Annotated in this window: 19 protein-coding genes; 9 read left to right on the top strand and 10 right to left on the bottom strand. The window is 71.8% G+C overall.

Features of this window, described 5'->3' with window-relative positions:
* Positions 1-12 precede the first annotated feature (12 nt).
* Positions 13-1,020 carry a bile acid:sodium symporter family protein gene (locus AMYTH_RS0139490; RefSeq protein ID WP_027934860.1) on the bottom strand — a complete coding sequence of 336 codons (1,008 nt, stop codon included), beginning with the start codon at positions 1,018-1,020 and terminating at the stop codon, positions 13-15.
* Positions 1,021-1,104: 84 nt separating this feature from the next.
* Between AMYTH_RS0139490 and AMYTH_RS0139485 the strand changes: the two genes are divergently transcribed.
* Positions 1,105-1,959 (top strand): LysR family transcriptional regulator, encoded by an 855-nt coding sequence (locus AMYTH_RS0139485; RefSeq protein WP_027934859.1) that lies wholly within the window; start codon positions 1,105-1,107, stop codon positions 1,957-1,959.
* A 22-nt stretch (positions 1,960-1,981) separates the two neighbouring features.
* Here AMYTH_RS0139485 and AMYTH_RS0139480 read toward each other — a convergent pair whose 3' ends face one another.
* Entirely contained in the window at positions 1,982-2,329 is a 348-nt protein-coding gene (locus AMYTH_RS0139480) for a winged helix-turn-helix transcriptional regulator (protein WP_027934858.1), read from the bottom strand.
* A 53-nt stretch (positions 2,330-2,382) separates the two neighbouring features.
* On the opposite strand from AMYTH_RS0139480, the gene AMYTH_RS0139475 reads away from it, so the two are divergent.
* Positions 2,383-3,135, top strand: a complete 753-nt coding sequence (locus tag AMYTH_RS0139475) for a group II truncated hemoglobin (protein ID WP_027934857.1) — start codon at positions 2,383-2,385, stop codon at positions 3,133-3,135.
* On the opposite strand, the gene AMYTH_RS0139470 is transcribed toward AMYTH_RS0139475, so the two are convergent.
* Together AMYTH_RS0139470 and AMYTH_RS0139465 are read right to left on the bottom strand one after the other, a co-directional pair.
* On the bottom strand, positions 3,132-3,443 hold the full coding sequence (locus AMYTH_RS0139470; RefSeq protein ID WP_027934856.1) for an AzlD domain-containing protein: 312 nt from the start codon (positions 3,441-3,443) through the stop codon (positions 3,132-3,134). The genes AMYTH_RS0139475 and AMYTH_RS0139470 overlap by 4 nt on opposite strands.
* Positions 3,440-4,102 (bottom strand): AzlC family ABC transporter permease, encoded by a 663-nt coding sequence (locus tag AMYTH_RS0139465; RefSeq protein ID WP_027934855.1) that lies wholly within the window; start codon positions 4,100-4,102, stop codon positions 3,440-3,442. Before AMYTH_RS0139465 ends, AMYTH_RS0139470 begins: the two co-directional genes overlap by 4 nt.
* A gap of 70 nt (positions 4,103-4,172) precedes the next feature.
* On the opposite strand from AMYTH_RS0139465, the gene AMYTH_RS0139460 reads away from it, so the two are divergent.
* Positions 4,173-4,730, top strand: a complete 558-nt coding sequence (locus AMYTH_RS0139460; RefSeq protein ID WP_027934854.1) for a helix-turn-helix domain-containing protein — start codon at positions 4,173-4,175, stop codon at positions 4,728-4,730.
* Between the two features lie 40 nt (positions 4,731-4,770).
* Here the strand turns inward: AMYTH_RS0139460 and AMYTH_RS0139455 are convergent, their stop codons facing one another.
* Positions 4,771-5,523 carry a helix-turn-helix domain-containing protein gene (locus AMYTH_RS0139455; protein ID WP_027934853.1) on the bottom strand — a complete coding sequence of 251 codons (753 nt, stop codon included), beginning with the start codon at positions 5,521-5,523 and terminating at the stop codon, positions 4,771-4,773.
* Between the two features lie 9 nt (positions 5,524-5,532).
* On the opposite strand from AMYTH_RS0139455, the gene AMYTH_RS0139450 reads away from it, so the two are divergent.
* Entirely contained in the window at positions 5,533-5,970 is a 438-nt protein-coding gene (locus AMYTH_RS0139450; RefSeq protein WP_027934852.1) for a VOC family protein, read from the top strand.
* On the opposite strand, the gene AMYTH_RS0139445 is transcribed toward AMYTH_RS0139450, so the two are convergent.
* Positions 5,967-6,761 (bottom strand): PIG-L family deacetylase, encoded by a 795-nt coding sequence (locus AMYTH_RS0139445; protein ID WP_027934851.1) that lies wholly within the window; start codon positions 6,759-6,761, stop codon positions 5,967-5,969. The genes AMYTH_RS0139450 and AMYTH_RS0139445 overlap by 4 nt on opposite strands.
* Before the next feature lie 78 nt (positions 6,762-6,839).
* On the opposite strand from AMYTH_RS0139445, the gene AMYTH_RS0139440 reads away from it, so the two are divergent.
* A complete protein-coding gene (locus tag AMYTH_RS0139440; RefSeq protein ID WP_027934850.1) occupies positions 6,840-7,910 on the top strand; it encodes a polyprenyl synthetase family protein in 1,071 nt (356 codons plus the stop codon).
* Between the two features lie 109 nt (positions 7,911-8,019).
* Positions 8,020-8,805 (top strand): LLM class F420-dependent oxidoreductase, encoded by a 786-nt coding sequence (locus AMYTH_RS0139435; protein ID WP_027934849.1) that lies wholly within the window; start codon positions 8,020-8,022, stop codon positions 8,803-8,805.
* Between the two features lie 45 nt (positions 8,806-8,850).
* Here AMYTH_RS0139435 and AMYTH_RS0139430 read toward each other — a convergent pair whose 3' ends face one another.
* Positions 8,851-9,219 (bottom strand): Rv2175c family DNA-binding protein, encoded by a 369-nt coding sequence (locus AMYTH_RS0139430; protein WP_017983985.1) that lies wholly within the window; start codon positions 9,217-9,219, stop codon positions 8,851-8,853.
* A 125-nt stretch (positions 9,220-9,344) separates the two neighbouring features.
* Between AMYTH_RS0139430 and pknB the strand changes: the two genes are divergently transcribed.
* The 3 genes from pknB to AMYTH_RS0139415 all read left to right on the top strand — a co-directional run bounded on the left by pknB (position 9,345) and on the right by AMYTH_RS0139415 (position 13,437).
* Positions 9,345-11,339: a Stk1 family PASTA domain-containing Ser/Thr kinase gene (pknB, locus tag AMYTH_RS0139425; RefSeq protein WP_027934848.1), complete on the top strand. Its 1,995-nt coding sequence runs from the start codon at positions 9,345-9,347 to the stop codon at positions 11,337-11,339.
* A 167-nt stretch (positions 11,340-11,506) separates the two neighbouring features.
* Positions 11,507-12,826, top strand: a complete 1,320-nt coding sequence (locus tag AMYTH_RS0139420; protein ID WP_228685154.1) for a wax ester/triacylglycerol synthase family O-acyltransferase — start codon at positions 11,507-11,509, stop codon at positions 12,824-12,826.
* Between the two features lie 32 nt (positions 12,827-12,858).
* Positions 12,859-13,437, top strand: a complete 579-nt coding sequence (locus tag AMYTH_RS0139415; RefSeq protein ID WP_027934846.1) for a 2'-5' RNA ligase family protein — start codon at positions 12,859-12,861, stop codon at positions 13,435-13,437.
* 239 nt (positions 13,438-13,676) lie between these two features.
* On the opposite strand, the gene AMYTH_RS0139410 is transcribed toward AMYTH_RS0139415, so the two are convergent.
* The 3 genes from AMYTH_RS0139410 to AMYTH_RS0139400 all read right to left on the bottom strand — a co-directional run bounded on the left by AMYTH_RS0139410 (position 13,677) and on the right by AMYTH_RS0139400 (position 16,794).
* A complete protein-coding gene (locus AMYTH_RS0139410; protein WP_026153352.1) occupies positions 13,677-15,068 on the bottom strand; it encodes a class II 3-deoxy-7-phosphoheptulonate synthase in 1,392 nt (463 codons plus the stop codon).
* Between the two features lie 222 nt (positions 15,069-15,290).
* A complete protein-coding gene (locus AMYTH_RS0139405) occupies positions 15,291-15,824 on the bottom strand; it encodes a GNAT family N-acetyltransferase (RefSeq protein WP_027934845.1) in 534 nt (177 codons plus the stop codon).
* Between the two features lie 40 nt (positions 15,825-15,864).
* Positions 15,865-16,794 carry a trypsin-like serine peptidase gene (locus tag AMYTH_RS0139400; protein ID WP_027934844.1) on the bottom strand — a complete coding sequence of 310 codons (930 nt, stop codon included), beginning with the start codon at positions 16,792-16,794 and terminating at the stop codon, positions 15,865-15,867.
* Positions 16,795-16,906: the final 112 nt, after the last annotated feature.

Genomic DNA, 16,906 nt, shown 5'->3' with positions numbered 1-16,906 from the left:
ACCTGGGAACGGCTAACGCACCGCGGCCGCAGCGGGTTGGTCCGCATCGGCCTTGGCGCCCCACCGCCTGGCCAGCACCGCGCAGATCATGAGCTGGGCCTGGTGGAACAGCATCAGCGGCAGCACGATCAGGCCGACCGTCTGCGCCGGGAACAGGACCGCGGCCATCGGCAGTCCGCTGGCGAGGCTCTTCTTCGACCCGGCGAAGATGATCGCCACGCGGTCCGCGCGGCCGAAGCCCAGCTTCGGCGTGACCAGTTTGAGGGTCCAGAACACGACGTAGAACAACGCGAGGTTGACGACCACCAGCCCGCCGAGCGCGAGCGGGGTCAGCTGGTGCCAGATCCCGGCCACGACGCCCTCGCTGAACGCCGCGTAGACGACCATCAGGATCACGGTGCGGTCGGCGCGGCCGAGGACCTTCTTGTGACGCGTGAGGAACCCGCCGATCCAGCGGCGCGCGATCTGCCCGGCGACGAACGGCACGAGCAGCTGCAGCACGATCGAGGTGACCGCGTCGAGCGAGAAGCCGTTGCCGGTGCTGTGCAGCAGCAGGCCGACCAGCAGCGGCGTGACGACGATGCCCAGCAGGCTGGAGAACGACGCGGCGCAGATGGCGGCGGCCACGTTGCCCTTGGCGATCGAGGTGAACGCGATCGAGGAGTTGACCGTCGAGGGCAGCGTGCACAGGAAGATCACGCCGGCGGCCAGCGCGGGGGTCAGCACGGACGGCACGAGCAGCTTCGTGGTCAGGCCGAGCAGCGGGAACACCACGAACGTCGTGGCCAGGATCACCAGGTGCAACCGCCAGTGCTTGAAGCCGGCCACGGCCTCTGCGGTGGACAGGCGCGCGCCGTAGAGGAAGAACAACGCGCCGACGCCGATCGAGGTGACCCAGGACGCGATCTCCGCGCCCTGGCCGCGCGCCGGCACCAGGCAGGCGATCCCGACCGCGGCGAGGATGCCGATGATGAACGGGTCGATGCGGAGCTTGGCGAGGAGCGCGGCGGGACTTTTCACGCTCCTGATGGTCCGCCGTGCTGCGCCGATTGTGAAGTATGATGAAGGGCATAACTGCTATCGCGATTCGCGATGGAGGCCGGTGTGCTCGATCCCGTGTGGTTGCGGACGTTCCTGACGGTGGCCGAGACCCGCAGCTTCACGCGCGCCGGGCAGCGGCTCGGGCTGCGGCAGTCGACGGTGAGCCAGCACGTGCGCAAGCTCGAAGAGGCGACCTCGCAGCAACTCCTGCTGCGCGACACGCATTCGGTGTCGCTGACGCCGGACGGCGAGGCGATGATCGGGTTCGCCGGGACGATCCTGGAGGACATCGAGCGGGCGCTGGCCTACTTCGCCGGGCCGGAGTTGCGCGGCCGGGTGCGGTTCGGCGCGTCGGAGGACTTCGTGGTCGGGCCCTTGCCGGAGATCCTGCGCGAGTTCCGGCGGCTGCACCCGCTGGTCGACCTCGAACTGACCGTGGATCTGTCCGGTGTGCTGCACGAGAAGCTGCGCGCGGGCGAGCTGGACCTGGTGCTGGGCAAGCGGCGCGCGGGCGACGAGACGGGAAGTCCGTTGTGGACGGACCCGCTGGTGTGGGTGGGGCGCGAGGGGTTCGAGCTGGAGCCCGGCGCGCCGGTGCCGCTGATCGCCTACCCGCCGCCGAGCATCACCCGCGCCAGGGCGCTGGAGTCGTTGCAGGACAACGGAAAGCCGTGGCGGATCGTCTGCACGAGCGGCAGCCTGAACGGCCTGCGCGCGGCGGCGCTCGCCGGCCTCGGCGTCGTGGTGTTCGCCCGGAGCCTGATCCCGGCCGGACTGGCGGAACTCCCGGCCGGCCACGGACTGCCCGACCCGGGCGAGGTGCAGTTCCTGCTGACCACCCGGTCGGCCACGCCACGGGGCCCCACCGCGGCCCTGTCGGAAGCGATCCGCGCGGAGGCGAGCCGGCTGCACGGTTAAGCCCGGACTTCCGGAGCCGCCGCTACCCGGCCGGTTCGATGCGCACCCCCTCCCGCTGCGCCCGGCGCTGTCCCCAGTCGTGCAGGATCTGCAGCGCCGGGGCCAGCTCCGCGCCCTCCGCGGACAGGCGGTAGGTGACGGACCGGATCGCGCCGTCCTGCACGGACCTCTCCACCAGCCCGGCCGCCTCCAGCTCCCGCAACCGCGTCGTCAGCACCTTCTCGCTGATGCCCGGCATGCGCCTGCGCAGCTCGCCGTACCGGTGGTCGCGCTCCTTCAAGTACGCCAGCACGACCACGGCCCACTTGCCGCCGATGACGTCGACGGCGAGTTCGACCGGGCAGTGGTAGCGCGTGCGTGTCGTGTTCACGCACCACAAAGTACGTACTTGCCGGGCCACGGCACAGGTGCTCGACTTGACCGGTGCTCACCGAATACATCCGCTACCGGATTCCCGCCGGGCAGGGCGCGGAGTTCGAGGACGCCTACCGGCGCGCCTCCGCGCATCTGGCCGCCGCTCCCGAGTGCCACGACTTCGAGATGACCCGCTGCGTGGACGAACCGGAGTGCTACGTCGTCCGGCTCACCTGGACCTCCGCCGACGCGCACCTGACCGGTTTCCGGAAGGGCCCGCACTTCCCGCCCTTCTTCGCCGAGGTCCGCGGCTTCGTCGACGCCATCGAGGAAATGCGCCACTACGAACCCGTCGACATCGGCAGTCCCCTGCCGAGCCTGTACGAGTGGGCGGGCGGCGCCGAGGCGTTCGAGAAGCTGTTCACCGCGTTCTACCAGAAAGTGCCCGCGGACGACCTGCTCGCGCCGCTGTTCGCCGGCATCGACCCCGAGCACGCGAAGCACGTCGCGCAGTGGGTCGGCGAGGTGTTCGGCGGCCCGAAGGACTACAGCACGCACCGCGGCGGTCACCGCCACATGGTGTCGAAGCACCTCGGCAAGGCGATCACCGAAGAGCAGCGCCGCCGCTGGATCGGCCTCCTGCTGGAGACCGCGGACGAGGTGGGCCTGCCGTCGGACCCGGAGTTCCGGTCGGCGTTCGTCGCCTACCTGGAGTGGGGCACGCGGCTGGCGGTGTTCTTCTCGCGTCTCGGCGCACGCCCCGCCGTCGACGAGCCGATGCCGGTCTGGGGCTGGGGTTCTGTGCGTCCCTGGCAGGGCTAGGGCACGCCGGCCAGCCTCAGCAGCGCGGTGACCGCCGCCGCGGCGACGACCACCACCAGGAACGGCGCCTTCCGCCAGGCGAGCACGCCGCCGACGGCAACGCCGATCGGGCGGGCGAACCCGGCGAAGCCGTGGCCCTCCGCGAGTGCGCCCGTCGCCACGACGGCGACCAGCAGGACCGTCGCCGAGACCGCCATCAGGTTCTGCACCCTGGCCGAGAGCTGGATCCTCGACTGCAGAACCGGCCCGGCGAACCGGAACGCGAAGGTGCCAACGGCGAGCACCGCGATCGCGATCAGCAGGGTCATCGCCGCACCACCAGCACCAGCACGCCGGCCAGCGCGAGCAGCACCGGCAGTCCCGCGGGCAGGAACGGGGTGGCCGCGAGCGCGACCGCCGCGCCGGCCACCGCCGCGTGGCGGGTGTCGCGGTCCTTGAGCGACGGCAGCACCAGCGCGAGCAGCACGGCCGGGAAGGCGGCGTCCAGGCCGAACGCGTCGGTGTCGCCGATGACCGTGCCCGCGAAGGCCCCCGCGAGCACGCCCACGTTCCAGCACACGAAGATGCTGATCCCGCAGGCCCAGTAGGCGGCGCGACGGCGTGCGGCGTCCTCCTGCGCCAGTGCGAACGCCACGTTCTCGTCCGTCATCAGGTGGCTGCCCAGGATGCGCCCGCGGCGGCCGAGCACCTCGCTGACCGCCATGCCGAACGGCAGGTGCCTGCTGTTGACCAGCAGCCCGGCGACCGCCGCCGCGAACGGGCTGCCGCCCGCGGCCACCAGCCCGACGAAGAGGAACTGGGCCGCGCCTGCGAACACCACCAGCGACATCACCACCGGCAGCCACGCGCCGAAGCCGGAGCCGGTGCTGATGGCGCCGTAGGAGACGCCGACGACCCCGTCGGCCAGCGCCACCAGGGCGACGTCGCGCAGCAGGCGACGGTCGAGTGTTCGGTATATCGTACGCATCACCTTCCATACTGAACACCGACCGATGCGTTCGTCAAGGCGAACAACCGGACTTCTGGAGCGAACACGCATGGCCGAGCGCGGCGCACCACTGGACGTCATCGCAGCCTCCCTGCGACGGGAACGCGCCCGCACCGGGCTGTCCCTGAGCGAGGTCGCCAAGCGGGCGGGCATCGCCAAGTCGACGTTGTCCCAGCTGGAATCCGGCAGCGGCAACCCGAGCGTGGAGACGCTGTGGGCGCTCAGCGTGGTGCTCGACGTGCCGTTCGCGCGGCTGGTCGAGCCGGTGCGGCCGCAGGTGCAGGTCATCCGCGCCGACGAGGGGCCCACGTTCTACTCGGAGCGCTCGGACTACGTGGCGACACTCGTGGCGTCCTGCCCGCCGAACGCGCGTCGCGACATCTTCCGCATCGCGGCCGAGCCGGGCACGCCGCGCCGCTCCGACCCGCACATGCCCGGCGTGGTGGAGCACGTGGTACTCAGCTCGGGCCGGGCCCTGGTCGGCCTGGTGGACGAGCCGGTGGAACTCGCCCCCGGCGACTACATCGCCTACCCGGGCGACGTGGAGCACATCTTCCAGGCCCTGGAGCCGGGCACCCGCGCGGTGCTGGTCTCCGAGCACACGTAGTGCCCGGTTCGACGACGGACGAGCGGCTCCTCCCGCTGCGTCAGAAGACGGCCACCGCGCCCGCGGCGTCCGGCGTCGCCAGGCCGTGGCGTTCCCGGATCAGCACCGTGGGCGTCACCCCGGCCAGGTCACGCGTCTCGCGCGTCAGGTGGGCCTGGTCGGCGTAGCCGGCGGCCGCCGCGGAGTCCGCCAGCGACGACGGGCGCACGGCGTCCGCGCTGCGCAGGAAACGCTGGAACCGCACGATCCGCTGCAGCGCCTTGGGCCCGAGGCCGACGTGCTCGGTGAACAGCCGGCGCAACTGGCGGCCCGTCAGCGACACCTCGTCCGCCACCGAGTCCAGCGGCGCGCCCCGCCAGATCCGGCTCACCGCGTGCCGCACCCGCGGATCACCCGGCCGCGGACGCAGCGCCGACGGGAAAGCGCCGCGCCACACCGATTCCGCGACCGTCCGGGCGGCCGCGTCCGGCAGCACCGCGCCCAACGGCACCACCGCGTCCCGCACCTCGTGGCCCGGCAGGCCCAGCACCGCCGCGATCGCCTCGGTCCGCAGCCGCAGCCCGCGCAGCTCCGCGCCGGGTGGCAACTGGTGCAACGCGGGCGCCAGCGTGGGCCCCACCAGGCAGGCCGCGCCGGTCGACGCCACGATCACGTCCGCCGCCGCGTCCGGCACCACCCGCTGCACGTACTCGCCCGGCGCCCGCTGCGCCCACCAGCAGCGCACGACGCCGGAACCCACCTGTTCGCGGTAGGTGTCCGTTTCGTTCAAGCCGTCCCCGGGCGCGGCTGCCATGCTCCGAGTATGGAACAAGGCGTGCACTTCATCACGGTGGCGACCCGGGACACCGACGCCGCCAGGGCGTTCTACGTGACCGGGCTGGGCTGGCAGCCGTTGCTGGACGTGCCGGGCGAAATCCTGTTCTTCCAGATCGCCCCCGGCGTCACGCTCGGGCTGTTCGACGCGGTGAAGTTCGCCGCCGACATGAACAGCACCGACATCACCGGGCCGGCCGGGCTGACGTTGTCGCACAACGTGGGCAGCCCGGACGAGGTCGACCGCTGCCTCGCGAAGGCCGCCGGGGCCGGCGCGGAGATCGTGAAGGCCGGCCAGCAGGCCGCGTTCGGCGGCTACCACGGCCACTTCCGCGACCCGAACGGGCTGATCTGGGAGGTCGCGCACAACCCGGCGTGGTCGGTCGACCCGGACGGCCGGGTGCGGCTCGGCCTGGTGGAGTCCTAGAGCCCCGCCATCAGGTCGGTCTCGGTGATGCCCGGCCCCTGGCCCGCGCGGATGAACCACTCGGTGCCGAAGGCGTGGGTGAACGCGTCCTCGGGCATCGCCAGGAACAGGGACTGCTCGCTGATCTGGCTGGCGTGCGCGCGCATCGCCGCGCGCTTGACGTTCAGCCACGGCCGCACGTCGACCGCGGCGGTGATCTCCGCGGCCGGCTTGCCCAGCTCGCCGAGATTTTCGACCCCGGGGATCTTGATGCCGGACTCGGCGGCCCGCGCGGCGAACTCCGCCAGGCCGGCCCGCATGTGGTCGGTGTTGACCGTGCTCTGGTACACCCGTGGCGTGCCGGCGAGCTCGGCCGCGCGCATCCCGACGCGGTGCACCTGGATGTGGTCCGGGTGGCCGTAGGTGCCGTTGTCGTCGTAGACGGTCAGCACGTCCGCCCGCTCCTCGCGCAGGATCGCGGCGAGCTTCGCCGCCGCCTCCTCCACCGGCGCCCGCCAGAACGAGCCGGGCAGGTCGTTCTCCGGCGTGCCCATCATCCCGGAATCGGTGTAGCCGAGGAACTCCAGCCGTTTCGCGCCGAGGATCTCGGCCGCCGCCCTGGTCTCCTCGACCCGGCGCCGCCACAGCGGCTCGTCGTCGGCGAGGAAGCCCGGCGGGACCTCGCCGTGCTCGCCACGGGTCGCGACGACGAGCACGACCCGGTGCCCCTCCTCGAAGGCCTTGCGCATGATCCCGCCGCAGGCGATGCACTCGTCGTCGGGATGGGCGTGAAACGTCACCAAGGTCGCCACGAACCGAGCCTACGGGCGCCGATCACATCGCGGCCACCCCGCCAAGCGCGCCTTGGGCATGTCGTCGACGATAGGCGCATGGACTTCGACGCCGACCTGCCCCAGCACCTGGAACGCCACCTGGCCGCGTTCCTCACCGAGGCGGGCGCGGCCGTCCGGGCGGCCCAGCCGGCGTTCGGCTCCGGCGTCGACACGCTGACCGGTTTCGTGCTCGGCGGCGGCAAGCGGCTGCGGCCGACGTTCGCGTGGTGGGCGTGGCGCGGCGCGGGCGGCGACCCGGAGGGCCCCGACGCCGAGGGCGTGCTGCGGGCCGTGGCCAGCCTCGAACTGGTTCAGGCGTGCGCGTTGATCCACGACGACCTCATCGACTCCTCCGACTCGCGCCGCGGCCGCCCCACCGTGCACGTCTCCTACGCCCGCGAGCACCGGGCGAACGGCTGGCTCGGCGCACCCGAGACGTTCGGCCTGGCCGCGTCGGTCCTGATCGGCGACCTGGCGCTGGCCTGGGCGGACGACATGTTCAACAGCGCCCCGCTGCCCGCCGCGACCCTCGACGCCGCGCGCCCGGCGTGGCGCGCCATGCGCACCGAGGTGCTCGCCGGCCAGTACCTGGACGTGCGCACGCAGGCCACCGGCGACACCTCGCCGGAGGCCGCGCTGCGGGTGTCGCGCCTCAAGACCGCCGCCTACACCGTGCAGCGCCCGCTGCACCTGGGCGCCGCGCTGGCAGGCGCGGACGAGCAGCGCATCGCGACGCTGCGCGAGTTCGGCGACGACCTCGGCGTGGCGTTCCAGCTGCGGGACGACCTGCTCGGCGTGTTCGGCGACCCGTCGGTCACCGGCAAGCCGGCGGGCGACGACCTGCGCGAGGGCAAGCGCACGCTGCTGGTCGCGCTGGGCCTGCAGCTGGCCGAGGACCCGGAGCAGCACAAGCTCATCGCCGACGCGATCGGGGCCGACCTCGCCGACGACGAGGTGGACCGGGTGCGCCGGACGCTGACCGAGGTCGGCGCCGTGGACGCGGTCGAGCAGCGGATCACCGCGCTCACCGGCACCGCGCTGGCCGCGCTGGAGCGCGCCCGCCTGGCCGAACCCGCGGCGACCCGGCTCGCCGAGCTGGCCGAGCTCGCCACCCAGCGCACCTTCTGAGTCGTACACAGTGGACTTCCACCTGGAGTGCGATCCAGGTGGAAGTCCATGCGCGGCAAGCACTTCTGCCGCACTGCGCGGGTGTCCCGGGTGTGGCTAGGCTGGCGGTATGACCGACACCACCAGGCCGATCCGGATCGGGCTGCAGCTCCAGCCGCAGCACGCCGACTACCGGACCATCCGCGAAACCGCCTCCGCCGCCGAGGACCTCGGCGTCGACATCATCTTCAACTGGGACCACTTCTACCCGTTGTACGGCGACCCCGACGGCATGCACTTCGAGTGCTGGACCATGCTCGGCGCCTGGGCGGAGTCGACGTCGCGGGTCGAGATCGGCGCGCTGGTCACCTGCAACAGCTACCGCAACCCCGAGCTGCTCGCCGACATGGCGCGCACGGTCGACCACATCAGCGACGGCCGTCTAATCCTCGGCATCGGCTCCGGCTGGTTCGAGAAGGACTACGACGAGTACGGCTACGAGTTCGGCACCGCGGGCGGCAGGCTGGACGACCTGGCCGAGGCGCTGCCGCGCATCGAGTCGCGGCTGGGCAAGCTCAACCCCGCGCCCACCCGCAAGATCCCGGTGCTGATCGGCGGCGGCGGCGAGAAGAAGACGCTCAAGCTGGTCGCGAAGCACGCCGACATCTGGCACGGCTTCGGCGACCCGGAGACCGTCGAGCGCAAGGTCGGGATCCTGAAGCAGCACTGCGCGGACGTCGGCCGCGACGCCGGCGAGATCGAGATCTCCACCGGTGTGCAGGGCGAGCCGGACGAGCTGGGCCCGAAGCTGCGGGGGCTGGGCGTGAGCCTGTTCACCGTCGGCGTCGGCGGCCCGGACTACGACCTGGGCCTGCTGAAGAAGTGGATCTCCTGGCGCGACGCCCAGAACGGCTGAGGCCTGCTGGGCGGAGGCGGGTGCGACTCCGCACCCGCCTCTTCGCTAGAACGCCATGGCCTGGGCGCGGCGCTTCACCTCCGTGCCGTGGTTGGTGCGCAGGGCGTTGATCGGGGTGCTGCCGGGCAGCGTCTCGTCCGCCTCGTAGAGCCAGCGCAGCATCTCGGTGCGGCTGAACCCGGCGTCGGCGAGCACCGTCAGCAGTCCGGTCAGCCCCTTCACCGGCTGCCCGCCGACGAAGAAGTCGGCCGGGACCATGAGGTCGCCGTCGCGCCGCACGGCGAGCAGCTGACCGTCCCGGAGCAGCTGCCGGACCTTGTTCACCGACAGGCCGATCTGCTCCGCCACTTGCGCCAGCGACAGCACGGCCACGTCGGCGTCGAGGATGTCATCAGCGACTGGGATCGCACTCACGCAAGACAGGGTGCCACATCAGGCCTGGTTGTCCGCAATGTCGCGCGAACGGCGTAACGAAAGCTCAACCACGGCAGTCCCGGGGCGGCTCCACCGACTCCGGCAAAGTCCGTACGATCGGGCGCGTGACGAGCACGGAAACCAGCCTGGCCGGGACGCTCCTGGAGCGGCGTTACCGGGTCGACGGCCTCCTCGCGCGGGGCGGCATGTCGGCCGTCTACCGGGGGTCGGACACGAGGCTGGACCGTCCGGTCGCCATCAAGATCATGGACCCGCGCTTCGCCGACGACCGGTCGTTCGTCGAGCGCTTCGAGCGCGAGGCACGGCTGGCCGCGAAGCTGCACCACCCGAACGTGGTCACGGTGCACGACCAGGGCGTCGACGTGGCAGGCGACCGCTCGCACGTGTTCCTCGTGATGGAGCTGGTCGACGGCGGAACGCTGCGCGATCTGCTGGACCAGCGGGGCAAGCTCGACGTGCCGCTGGCGCTGAGCGTGGCCGAGCAGATGCTCGCCGCGTTGTCGGCCGCGCACCAGGCCGGCCTGGTGCACCGCGACGTGAAGCCGGAGAACGTGCTGATCGGCGCCACCGGCCACCCGCCGACCGGGGTGGTGAAAGTCGCCGACTTCGGCCTCGTGCGGGCCGTCGCGAGCGCGGGCACCACCAGTTCGAGCATCATCCTGGGCACCGTCTCCTACCTGGCGCCCGAGCAGGTCACGACCGGCATGGCGGGCGAGCGCGGCGACGTCTACTCGGCGGGCATCGTGCTCTACGAGATGCTCACCGGCCAGGTGCCCTACACCGGCGACACCGCCATCTCGGTTGCCTACCGGCACGTGAACGACGACGTCCCGGCGCCCAGCACGGTCGAACCCGGTCTGCCCGCGGTGCTGGACGACCTGGTGCTGCGCGCCACGCGGCGCGACCCGGAAGCGCGGCCGGCCGACGCCGCCGCGTTCCTGCAGGAGTTGCGCCGCGTGCGGGCGGCGCTGGGCATCGCGCCCGCGCCGATCCCGGTGCTGCCGCCGAAGGAGGTGCCCGCCCCGCCTGCCGCGCCCGCCCCGTCGGTGGACCCGGAGAAGACCGTGCCCGCGTTCTCGCCGGTCGCGACCACGGACCCGATCGCAGGCCCGCGCGGCACCCGCGCGATGGTCCGCCCGCAGGCCGCGCCCGTGCCGCCGCCCGCGCCCGCGCCGCCGCGCGAGGACCTGAAGACGTTCGTCCAGCGCCGCCCGGTCGTGCTGTGGGCGGTCATCGCCACGCTGGTGGTGGCGCTGGTCGGCGCCGGGGTGTGGTGGTTCAGCGTCGGCGAGGACGCCGCCGACTCGATCGCGATCCCGCCGGTGGCCGGCCTGGACCAGGCCACGGCGGAGAAGACGCTGCACGACGCCGGCCTGTCGGTGACCGTGACCCGCCAGTTCAGCGACACCGTCGCGGCGGGTAAGGCGATCGGCAGCGATCCGCAGGCCGGGACGTCGGTGCAGAAGAGCAGCTCGGTCACCCTGGTGTTGTCCTCGGGCCGGCCGACGGTGCCCGACATCAGCCCGGGCACCGAGCTGGCGCAGGCGGAGGCGGCCGTCAAGGCGGCCGGGCTCACGCCCCGGCGGGACGAGAGCATCGACACCTACAGCAGTACGGTGCCCGCCGGGAAGGTGCTCGTGGTCGACCCGAAGCCCGGAACGCAGCTCACCATCGGCTCGCCGGTGCGGATCGGCCTGTCGCAGGGCCCGCCGCCGTCGCCGGTGCCCAGCGTCGTCGGGTTGAGCCGGAATGAGGCCTTCCAGCGGTTGAGGGAGGCCGGATTCGAGCCCTACGATGCCGGCACCGAGTTCTCCGCGGACGTGCCGAGCGGCAGCGTCACCCGCACCACTCCGGCAGCAGGGACCACCATCGACGGCCATGGCGACAAGCGGGTCGGCGTGTTCACCTCCACCGCGGTCCAGGTCCCGTCCGTGCTCGGACGCCCGGTGCAGGACGCGATCCAGCTGCTCACCGACGCCGGCCTGCAGGCCGAGGTCAAGGGCCGCACGCGGAACTTCTCCATCGTCGTCGGCCAGGATCCCCAGCCCGGCGAGCACGTCGAACGCGGCAAAAAGGTGAAATTGCAAGTATTTCCTTGATCGACAAGGAGATCGACGCGATTTCACGTCCACAAAGGACCAGTACCCCATTCGAGTGAGAATTGGGAGCCGTTAGCGCTGCCGAAACAAATGGACTACCGTTTCGTCACGTCCGTTTGCTCAAGTAGCAGGCAATCCCGATGTCACCGACCGTAGAGGGGTCGTCTATGGCTGGCCGTCAGCTCAGTGGGCTGGACGTGGCTTTCCTTTGCCTGGAAGGGGAATCGACCCCCATGCACATGGGGGCAGCGGTGATCTTCCAACCGGATGCACCCGTTGACCCGCATCGGGTGGCCGATTTGCTCGCCGGGCGCGCGAGACGTATCCCGCGCCTGCGCCAGCGGTTCCGCTCGTCGTTGTTCCCGCCGGGGGGAGCGACCTGGGTGGAGGACCCGGAATTCGATCCGCGCCGGCACATCCACGTGCACCGGCTGAGCGGGTTCTACGCCGACGATCCGCTCGCCACGCACGCGGCCGAGTGGATGGAGCAGCCGCTGCCGATGGACCGGCCGCTGTGGGACCTGCACGTGGTGACCGGCCTGGCGGACGGCCGGTTCGCGCTGCTGCTCAAGCTGCACCACGCGTTCACCGACGGCGCGGGGGCGTTCGCGGTGGCCGCCGGGCTGCTGGACGAGCTGCCGATCACCCGCATGCTCATCGAGGCGGCCGACCGGCCGGCCGATCCCCGTTCGCCGCTGGCGGCGCTGCGGGACGGGGTCGTGGAGGCGGTCAGCCAGGCCGGGGAGAACGCGGCGATCGCGTCGGCGGTCCTGCGTGCCGCGCGGCCGTACCCGTTCTCCCCGTTGGGGGCGCCGGATTCGGCCAGCCGGCGGCTCGGGTTCGTCCGGTTGCCGCTCGCCGACATCCGCACCATCCGCGGCACGCACGGCGGCACGCCCAACGACGTGGTGCTCGCCGTCCTGGCCGGCGCGCTGCGGGAGTGGATGATCAACCGCGGGCAGCGCCCAGACGCGCGCACGCTGCGGGCCCTGATCCCGGTGAGCATGCGGGCGCGTGAGGGCGGCTTGGGCGCCAACCAGCTGTCCGGTTACCTGTGCGATCTGCCGGTGCACCTGGACGATCCCGTGCGGCGGTTGCGGGAGATCCGCTGGTCGATGAACCGGAACAAGGCGGCGGGGCCGCAGCGCGGGGCGGGTGCGCTGCCGGTGCTGGCCGACCGGTTGCCGCCGGGGCTGCACCGGCTGGCGACGAAGGTGGCCGGGAAGGCCGCGGGGGCCCTGTTCGACACCGTGATCACGAACGTGCCGCTGCCGAAGCTGGACCTGACCCTGGACGGCGCGCAGTTGTGCGAGATCTACCCGTTCGTGCCGCTGGCGCCGCGGCACGCGGTGGGCATCGCGGCGGCCACGTACGCCGACCACGTCCACATCGGACTGCAAATGAACGGCGACGCGGTGTCCGACACCGGTTCGCTGCGGGACGCCGTGCTGAAGTCGGCCGCTGCTCTGTACGAGCGGTCGATCTAAACATCCGGCGCGGTTTCAGTCATGATGAAGCCATGCCGGTCCCCGACGCGCAGTGGCTTCGCCGTGCCACGAAGAGTGCCATCGTCGTCCCCGTCCCCGAGACGGACCACCTGGTCACCCGGCATCGACGGACCGTGCCGGCGCACGTGACCGTGCTGTACCCGTTCGTCGCGCCGCGGGACATCGACGCCGGGACGGTGGCCGATCTGGAGGCCGCGCTGGTCGGCATCGAGGCGTTCGAGTGCGAGTTTTCGCAGGTCGGGTGGTTCGGCTCGGAGGTGGTGTGGCTGGCGCCGGAGCCGGACGAGCACTTCCGGGCGCTGACGCATGCGGTGTGCGAACGATTCCCGGCGCACCCGCCCTACGGCGGCGAGCACCCCGACACGGTCCCCCACCTGACGGTGGTGGACCACCGCACGGGCGACGCCCACACCCGGCGGCGCGCGGCGGCGGAACTGGCCGCGGCGCTCCCGGTGCGGGCCTGGATCGACCGCGTGCACCTGGTGGCGGGCGAGGACGAACACGGCCCGTGGCGCACGGTGGCGACCTTCGAGCTGCCCGCACCGCTACAGCGCCCGAGGGAAGCCGCCGAAGACTACTTCGCTTCTTGAAAACGCAGCACCAGAACCGCCGGCCGGCAACGCAAGACAACCCCGCCCCGAGCCAGCCCCCTCCCGCAACCCGATCCCCAGCCAAATCGGTTGCCGAGCCACCGGGTCAAGGCACGCTTTCCCGCCTTGACGCGGTGTCTCGGCAACCGAACACTGAAAGATCGGGTTCGGGAGGGCACCAAGATCCGGGCGTAGCGAAGCGAAGCCCGGCGCAGTGGAAACCCGCGTAGCGCCCCGAACTAGCCCCGCAACATCTCAGCCACCAGGAACGCCAACTCCAGCGACTGCTGCGTGTTCAGCCGCGGATCACAGGCCGTCTCGTACCGCCCGGCGAGGTCGGAGTCGGAGATCTCCTGCGCCCCGCCGAGGCACTCGGTGACGTCCTCGCCGGTGAGCTCGATGTGGATGCCGCCGGGGTAGCTGCCGAGCTTGTGGTGCACCTCGAAGAAGCCCTGGACCTCGTCGATGATGCGGTCGAAGTGGCGGGTCTTGTAGCCGCTGGACGACTCGTGCGTGTTGCCGTGCATCGGGTCGCACTGCCAGATGACCTTGTGGCCGGTGGCCTCGACCTTTTCCACGATGGCCGGCAGGACGTCGCGGACCTTGCCGTTGCCCATGCGGGAGATGAGGGTGACGCGGCCGGGCTGGTTGCGCGGGTCGAGGCGTTCGACGTACTCCACGGCCTGTTCGGGCGTGGTGGTCGGGCCGATCTTGACGCCGATGGGGTTGGCCAGCAGTTCGGCGAGGGCGATGTGGGCGCCGTCGAGCTGGCGGGTGCGCTCGCCGATCCAGAGGAAGTGCGACGAGAGGTTGTACAGCTTCGGGTTGGCCGCGTTGGCGTTGTCCATCCGCAGCATGGCGCGCTCGTAGTCGAGCAGCAGGGCCTCGTGGCTGGCGAAGATCTCGGTGGAGTGCAGCGAGGTGTCGCTGACGCCGCAGGCGGACATGAACCGCAGGCCGCGGTCGATCTCACCGGCCAGCGCCTCGTAGCGCTCGCCGGCGGGCGAGGTGCGCACGAAGTCCTTGTTCCAGTCGTGCACCTGGGCGAGGTCGGCCATGCCGGCGCCGGTGAGGGCGCGGACCAGGTTCATCGCCGCACCGGAGTTGGCGTAGGCGCGGATCATGCGGCCCGGGTCGGGGACGCGCAGCTCGGGCTTGGCGACGAGCGAGTTGACGATGTCGCCGCGGTAGACGGGCAGGCCGAGCGCGTCGGTGCTGTTGGAGCGCGGCTTGGCGTACTGGCCTGCGATGCGCCCGACCTTCACGACGGGCAGGCTGGCGCCGTAGGTGAGGACGACGGCCATCTGCAGCAGCGTGCGCAGGTTGGCGCGGATGTGCGGCTCGGTGTTGGACTCGAACGTCTCGGCGCAGTCGCCGCCCTGGAGCAGGAAGGCCTCGCCGCGGGCGACCATGGCGAGGCGGTCCTGGAGCCGGTCGATCTCGGCGGGCACGGTGATGGGCGGCACGGCCTCGAGCAGGTGGCGGACCCGGCCGACCGCGTCGGCGTCGGGCCACTCCGGCTGCTGGGCGGCGGGGCGGGACAGGGCGTCGTCCAGCCGGGCACGCAGTTCCGGCGGCAGGGGCGGCAGCTCGGGAAGGGTGTCGACGGGCACGTCCACGGTCCAGTTCACCACCCCAGGATATGGGGTGCGCTGGGACGATCCGCCCCGAGGTGGCGGGGGCCACCCCGAACGTGGAACTCGCGCGCCCGAGTGTCGAACTCGCCGTCCCGCCCGCGAGTCCCACGCTCCCTGGCGCGAGTCCCGGGTGGGCGCCGTCGTGCGCGGCCGTCCGCAGCTGGCCCGCCCCGGTGTCGATCGCCGCGTCCGGACTCGGGCCATCGACAGGAAGCCCTAGCGCGCCGTCCACTCGTGGGCCAGGAGTCCCAGCAGCACCTCGTCCAGGAACTCGCCCATCACCCACGCCGACTTGCGCAGCACGCCCTCCCGCACGAAGCCGTTCCGCTCGGCCGCGCGCAGCATCGCGAAGTTGTCCGCCAGCGTCTCGATCTGCAGCCGCTGCAGGCCGCGCACCACGAAGCCGTAGTGGCACAGCACCGCGACCACGTCGCTGCCGTAACCCTTGCCGCGCGCGGACGGCAGCAGCCCCAGCCCGACGTGCGCGGACCGGTGGTGGGTGTCGATCCCCCACAGCGTCGCGGTGCCGATCAGCGTGGCGCCCGCCAGCTCGACGACCGAGAACGGGACGTGGTCCGTCACGCTGTCGTCGACGTGCAGCCGCTGGTCCTTCGAGCTCGGCGAGATCGGCCGCCACGGCCGGCTTTCGGCCCGGGAACCGTTGACGACGTCGTCGTAGAGCTCGGTCCGCAGGATCGGGATGTCCTCGTCGTACCGGGCCCGCAGCCCGACCTTCTCGCCCTTCAGCATGCGGGCTTCTTATCCGACCGGCCGGGCCCGCGGCAACCGATTAGCGCGCGGCCGCCGCGTTGTAGAGCGCCTCGGCGTCCGCGCCGAAGTACGGGCCGAACATCACGCCGGGCAGGAACGTGTAGCCGAAGCTGTTCACCGAGTTCTGGATGCCGGTCCCGGTCGCCTCGTTGAAGCTGAGGAACCACGGGCCGCCGCTGGAGCCACCGGTCATGTTGCAGCGCATTCCGAGGTCGTTGCTGCCGAACGTGTCGTTGAAGGTCCGGCCGGCGCAGTAGGTCAGCTCGCTGCCGTCGTACGGCGGCTCGGCCGGGTAGCCGAAGCTGTACATCGCCTGGCCGCGCGGCTGGTTGAACGCGACGCCCTGCGAACCGACGACATCGGTGAGGTACTGGCCGTTGAGCGGGGCGACGACGGCGGCGCCGACGTCGTAGTTGAGGTCCTCGCTCGCCTGCCACTGCGGCGTGGTGAGGGTCGTGGTGGCGGCCCACTCGCCGTACGGGGCGTTGCCGTTGTCGTAGCCCGGCACGAAGACCCAGTTGGTGTGCCAGCTGCCCTGGTACTTCACGCAGTGCCCGGCGGTGATGACGACGCTGCGGTTGGCGCTGGTCACCGCGTCCCCGCTGCAGGAGGCCGGGGAACCGTTGAAGGTGAAGAACACCCGTCCCGCGGTGTGCGTGACCGCGCCGCCGCCGGTCCACGGGTCGCCGGTGCTGACCTTCGAGGTCCGCGACGGGAGCAGGCGCGGCACCGCGGCGCGGACGTCGGCGCTGAGGTCCCGCGCGGCGGTCACCAGGCCGTCGAGCGGCTTGGCCGAGCGCATCTTCTCCGGCGTCCAGTACTCCGCGGCACCGGCGCCGTGGACGTGGACCGCCGGGCCGGGCGCCGCCGTGGCGGGCGCGTTGAACACTGCCGTGGTGACCGCGGCGACCGCCGCGAGGACCAGTGCCCGGATACCTGTTCGCTTCATGACGCCACCCGTCTGCCGGTCGATCCGTTGTCACCGAAAGTTAGGCGGGCGCGACGGGGTGAACAATCGGCCGTTCGGGCCCAGGGTGAGCCCGAACGGCCGATGCGCGTTA

It is taken from the genome of Amycolatopsis thermoflava N1165, assembly GCF_000473265.1.
Classification (GTDB): domain Bacteria; phylum Actinomycetota; class Actinomycetes; order Mycobacteriales; family Pseudonocardiaceae; genus Amycolatopsis_E; species Amycolatopsis_E thermoflava.
Note: the sequence above shows the minus strand (reverse complement) of the source record. Positions and strands in the feature narration are given on the sequence as shown.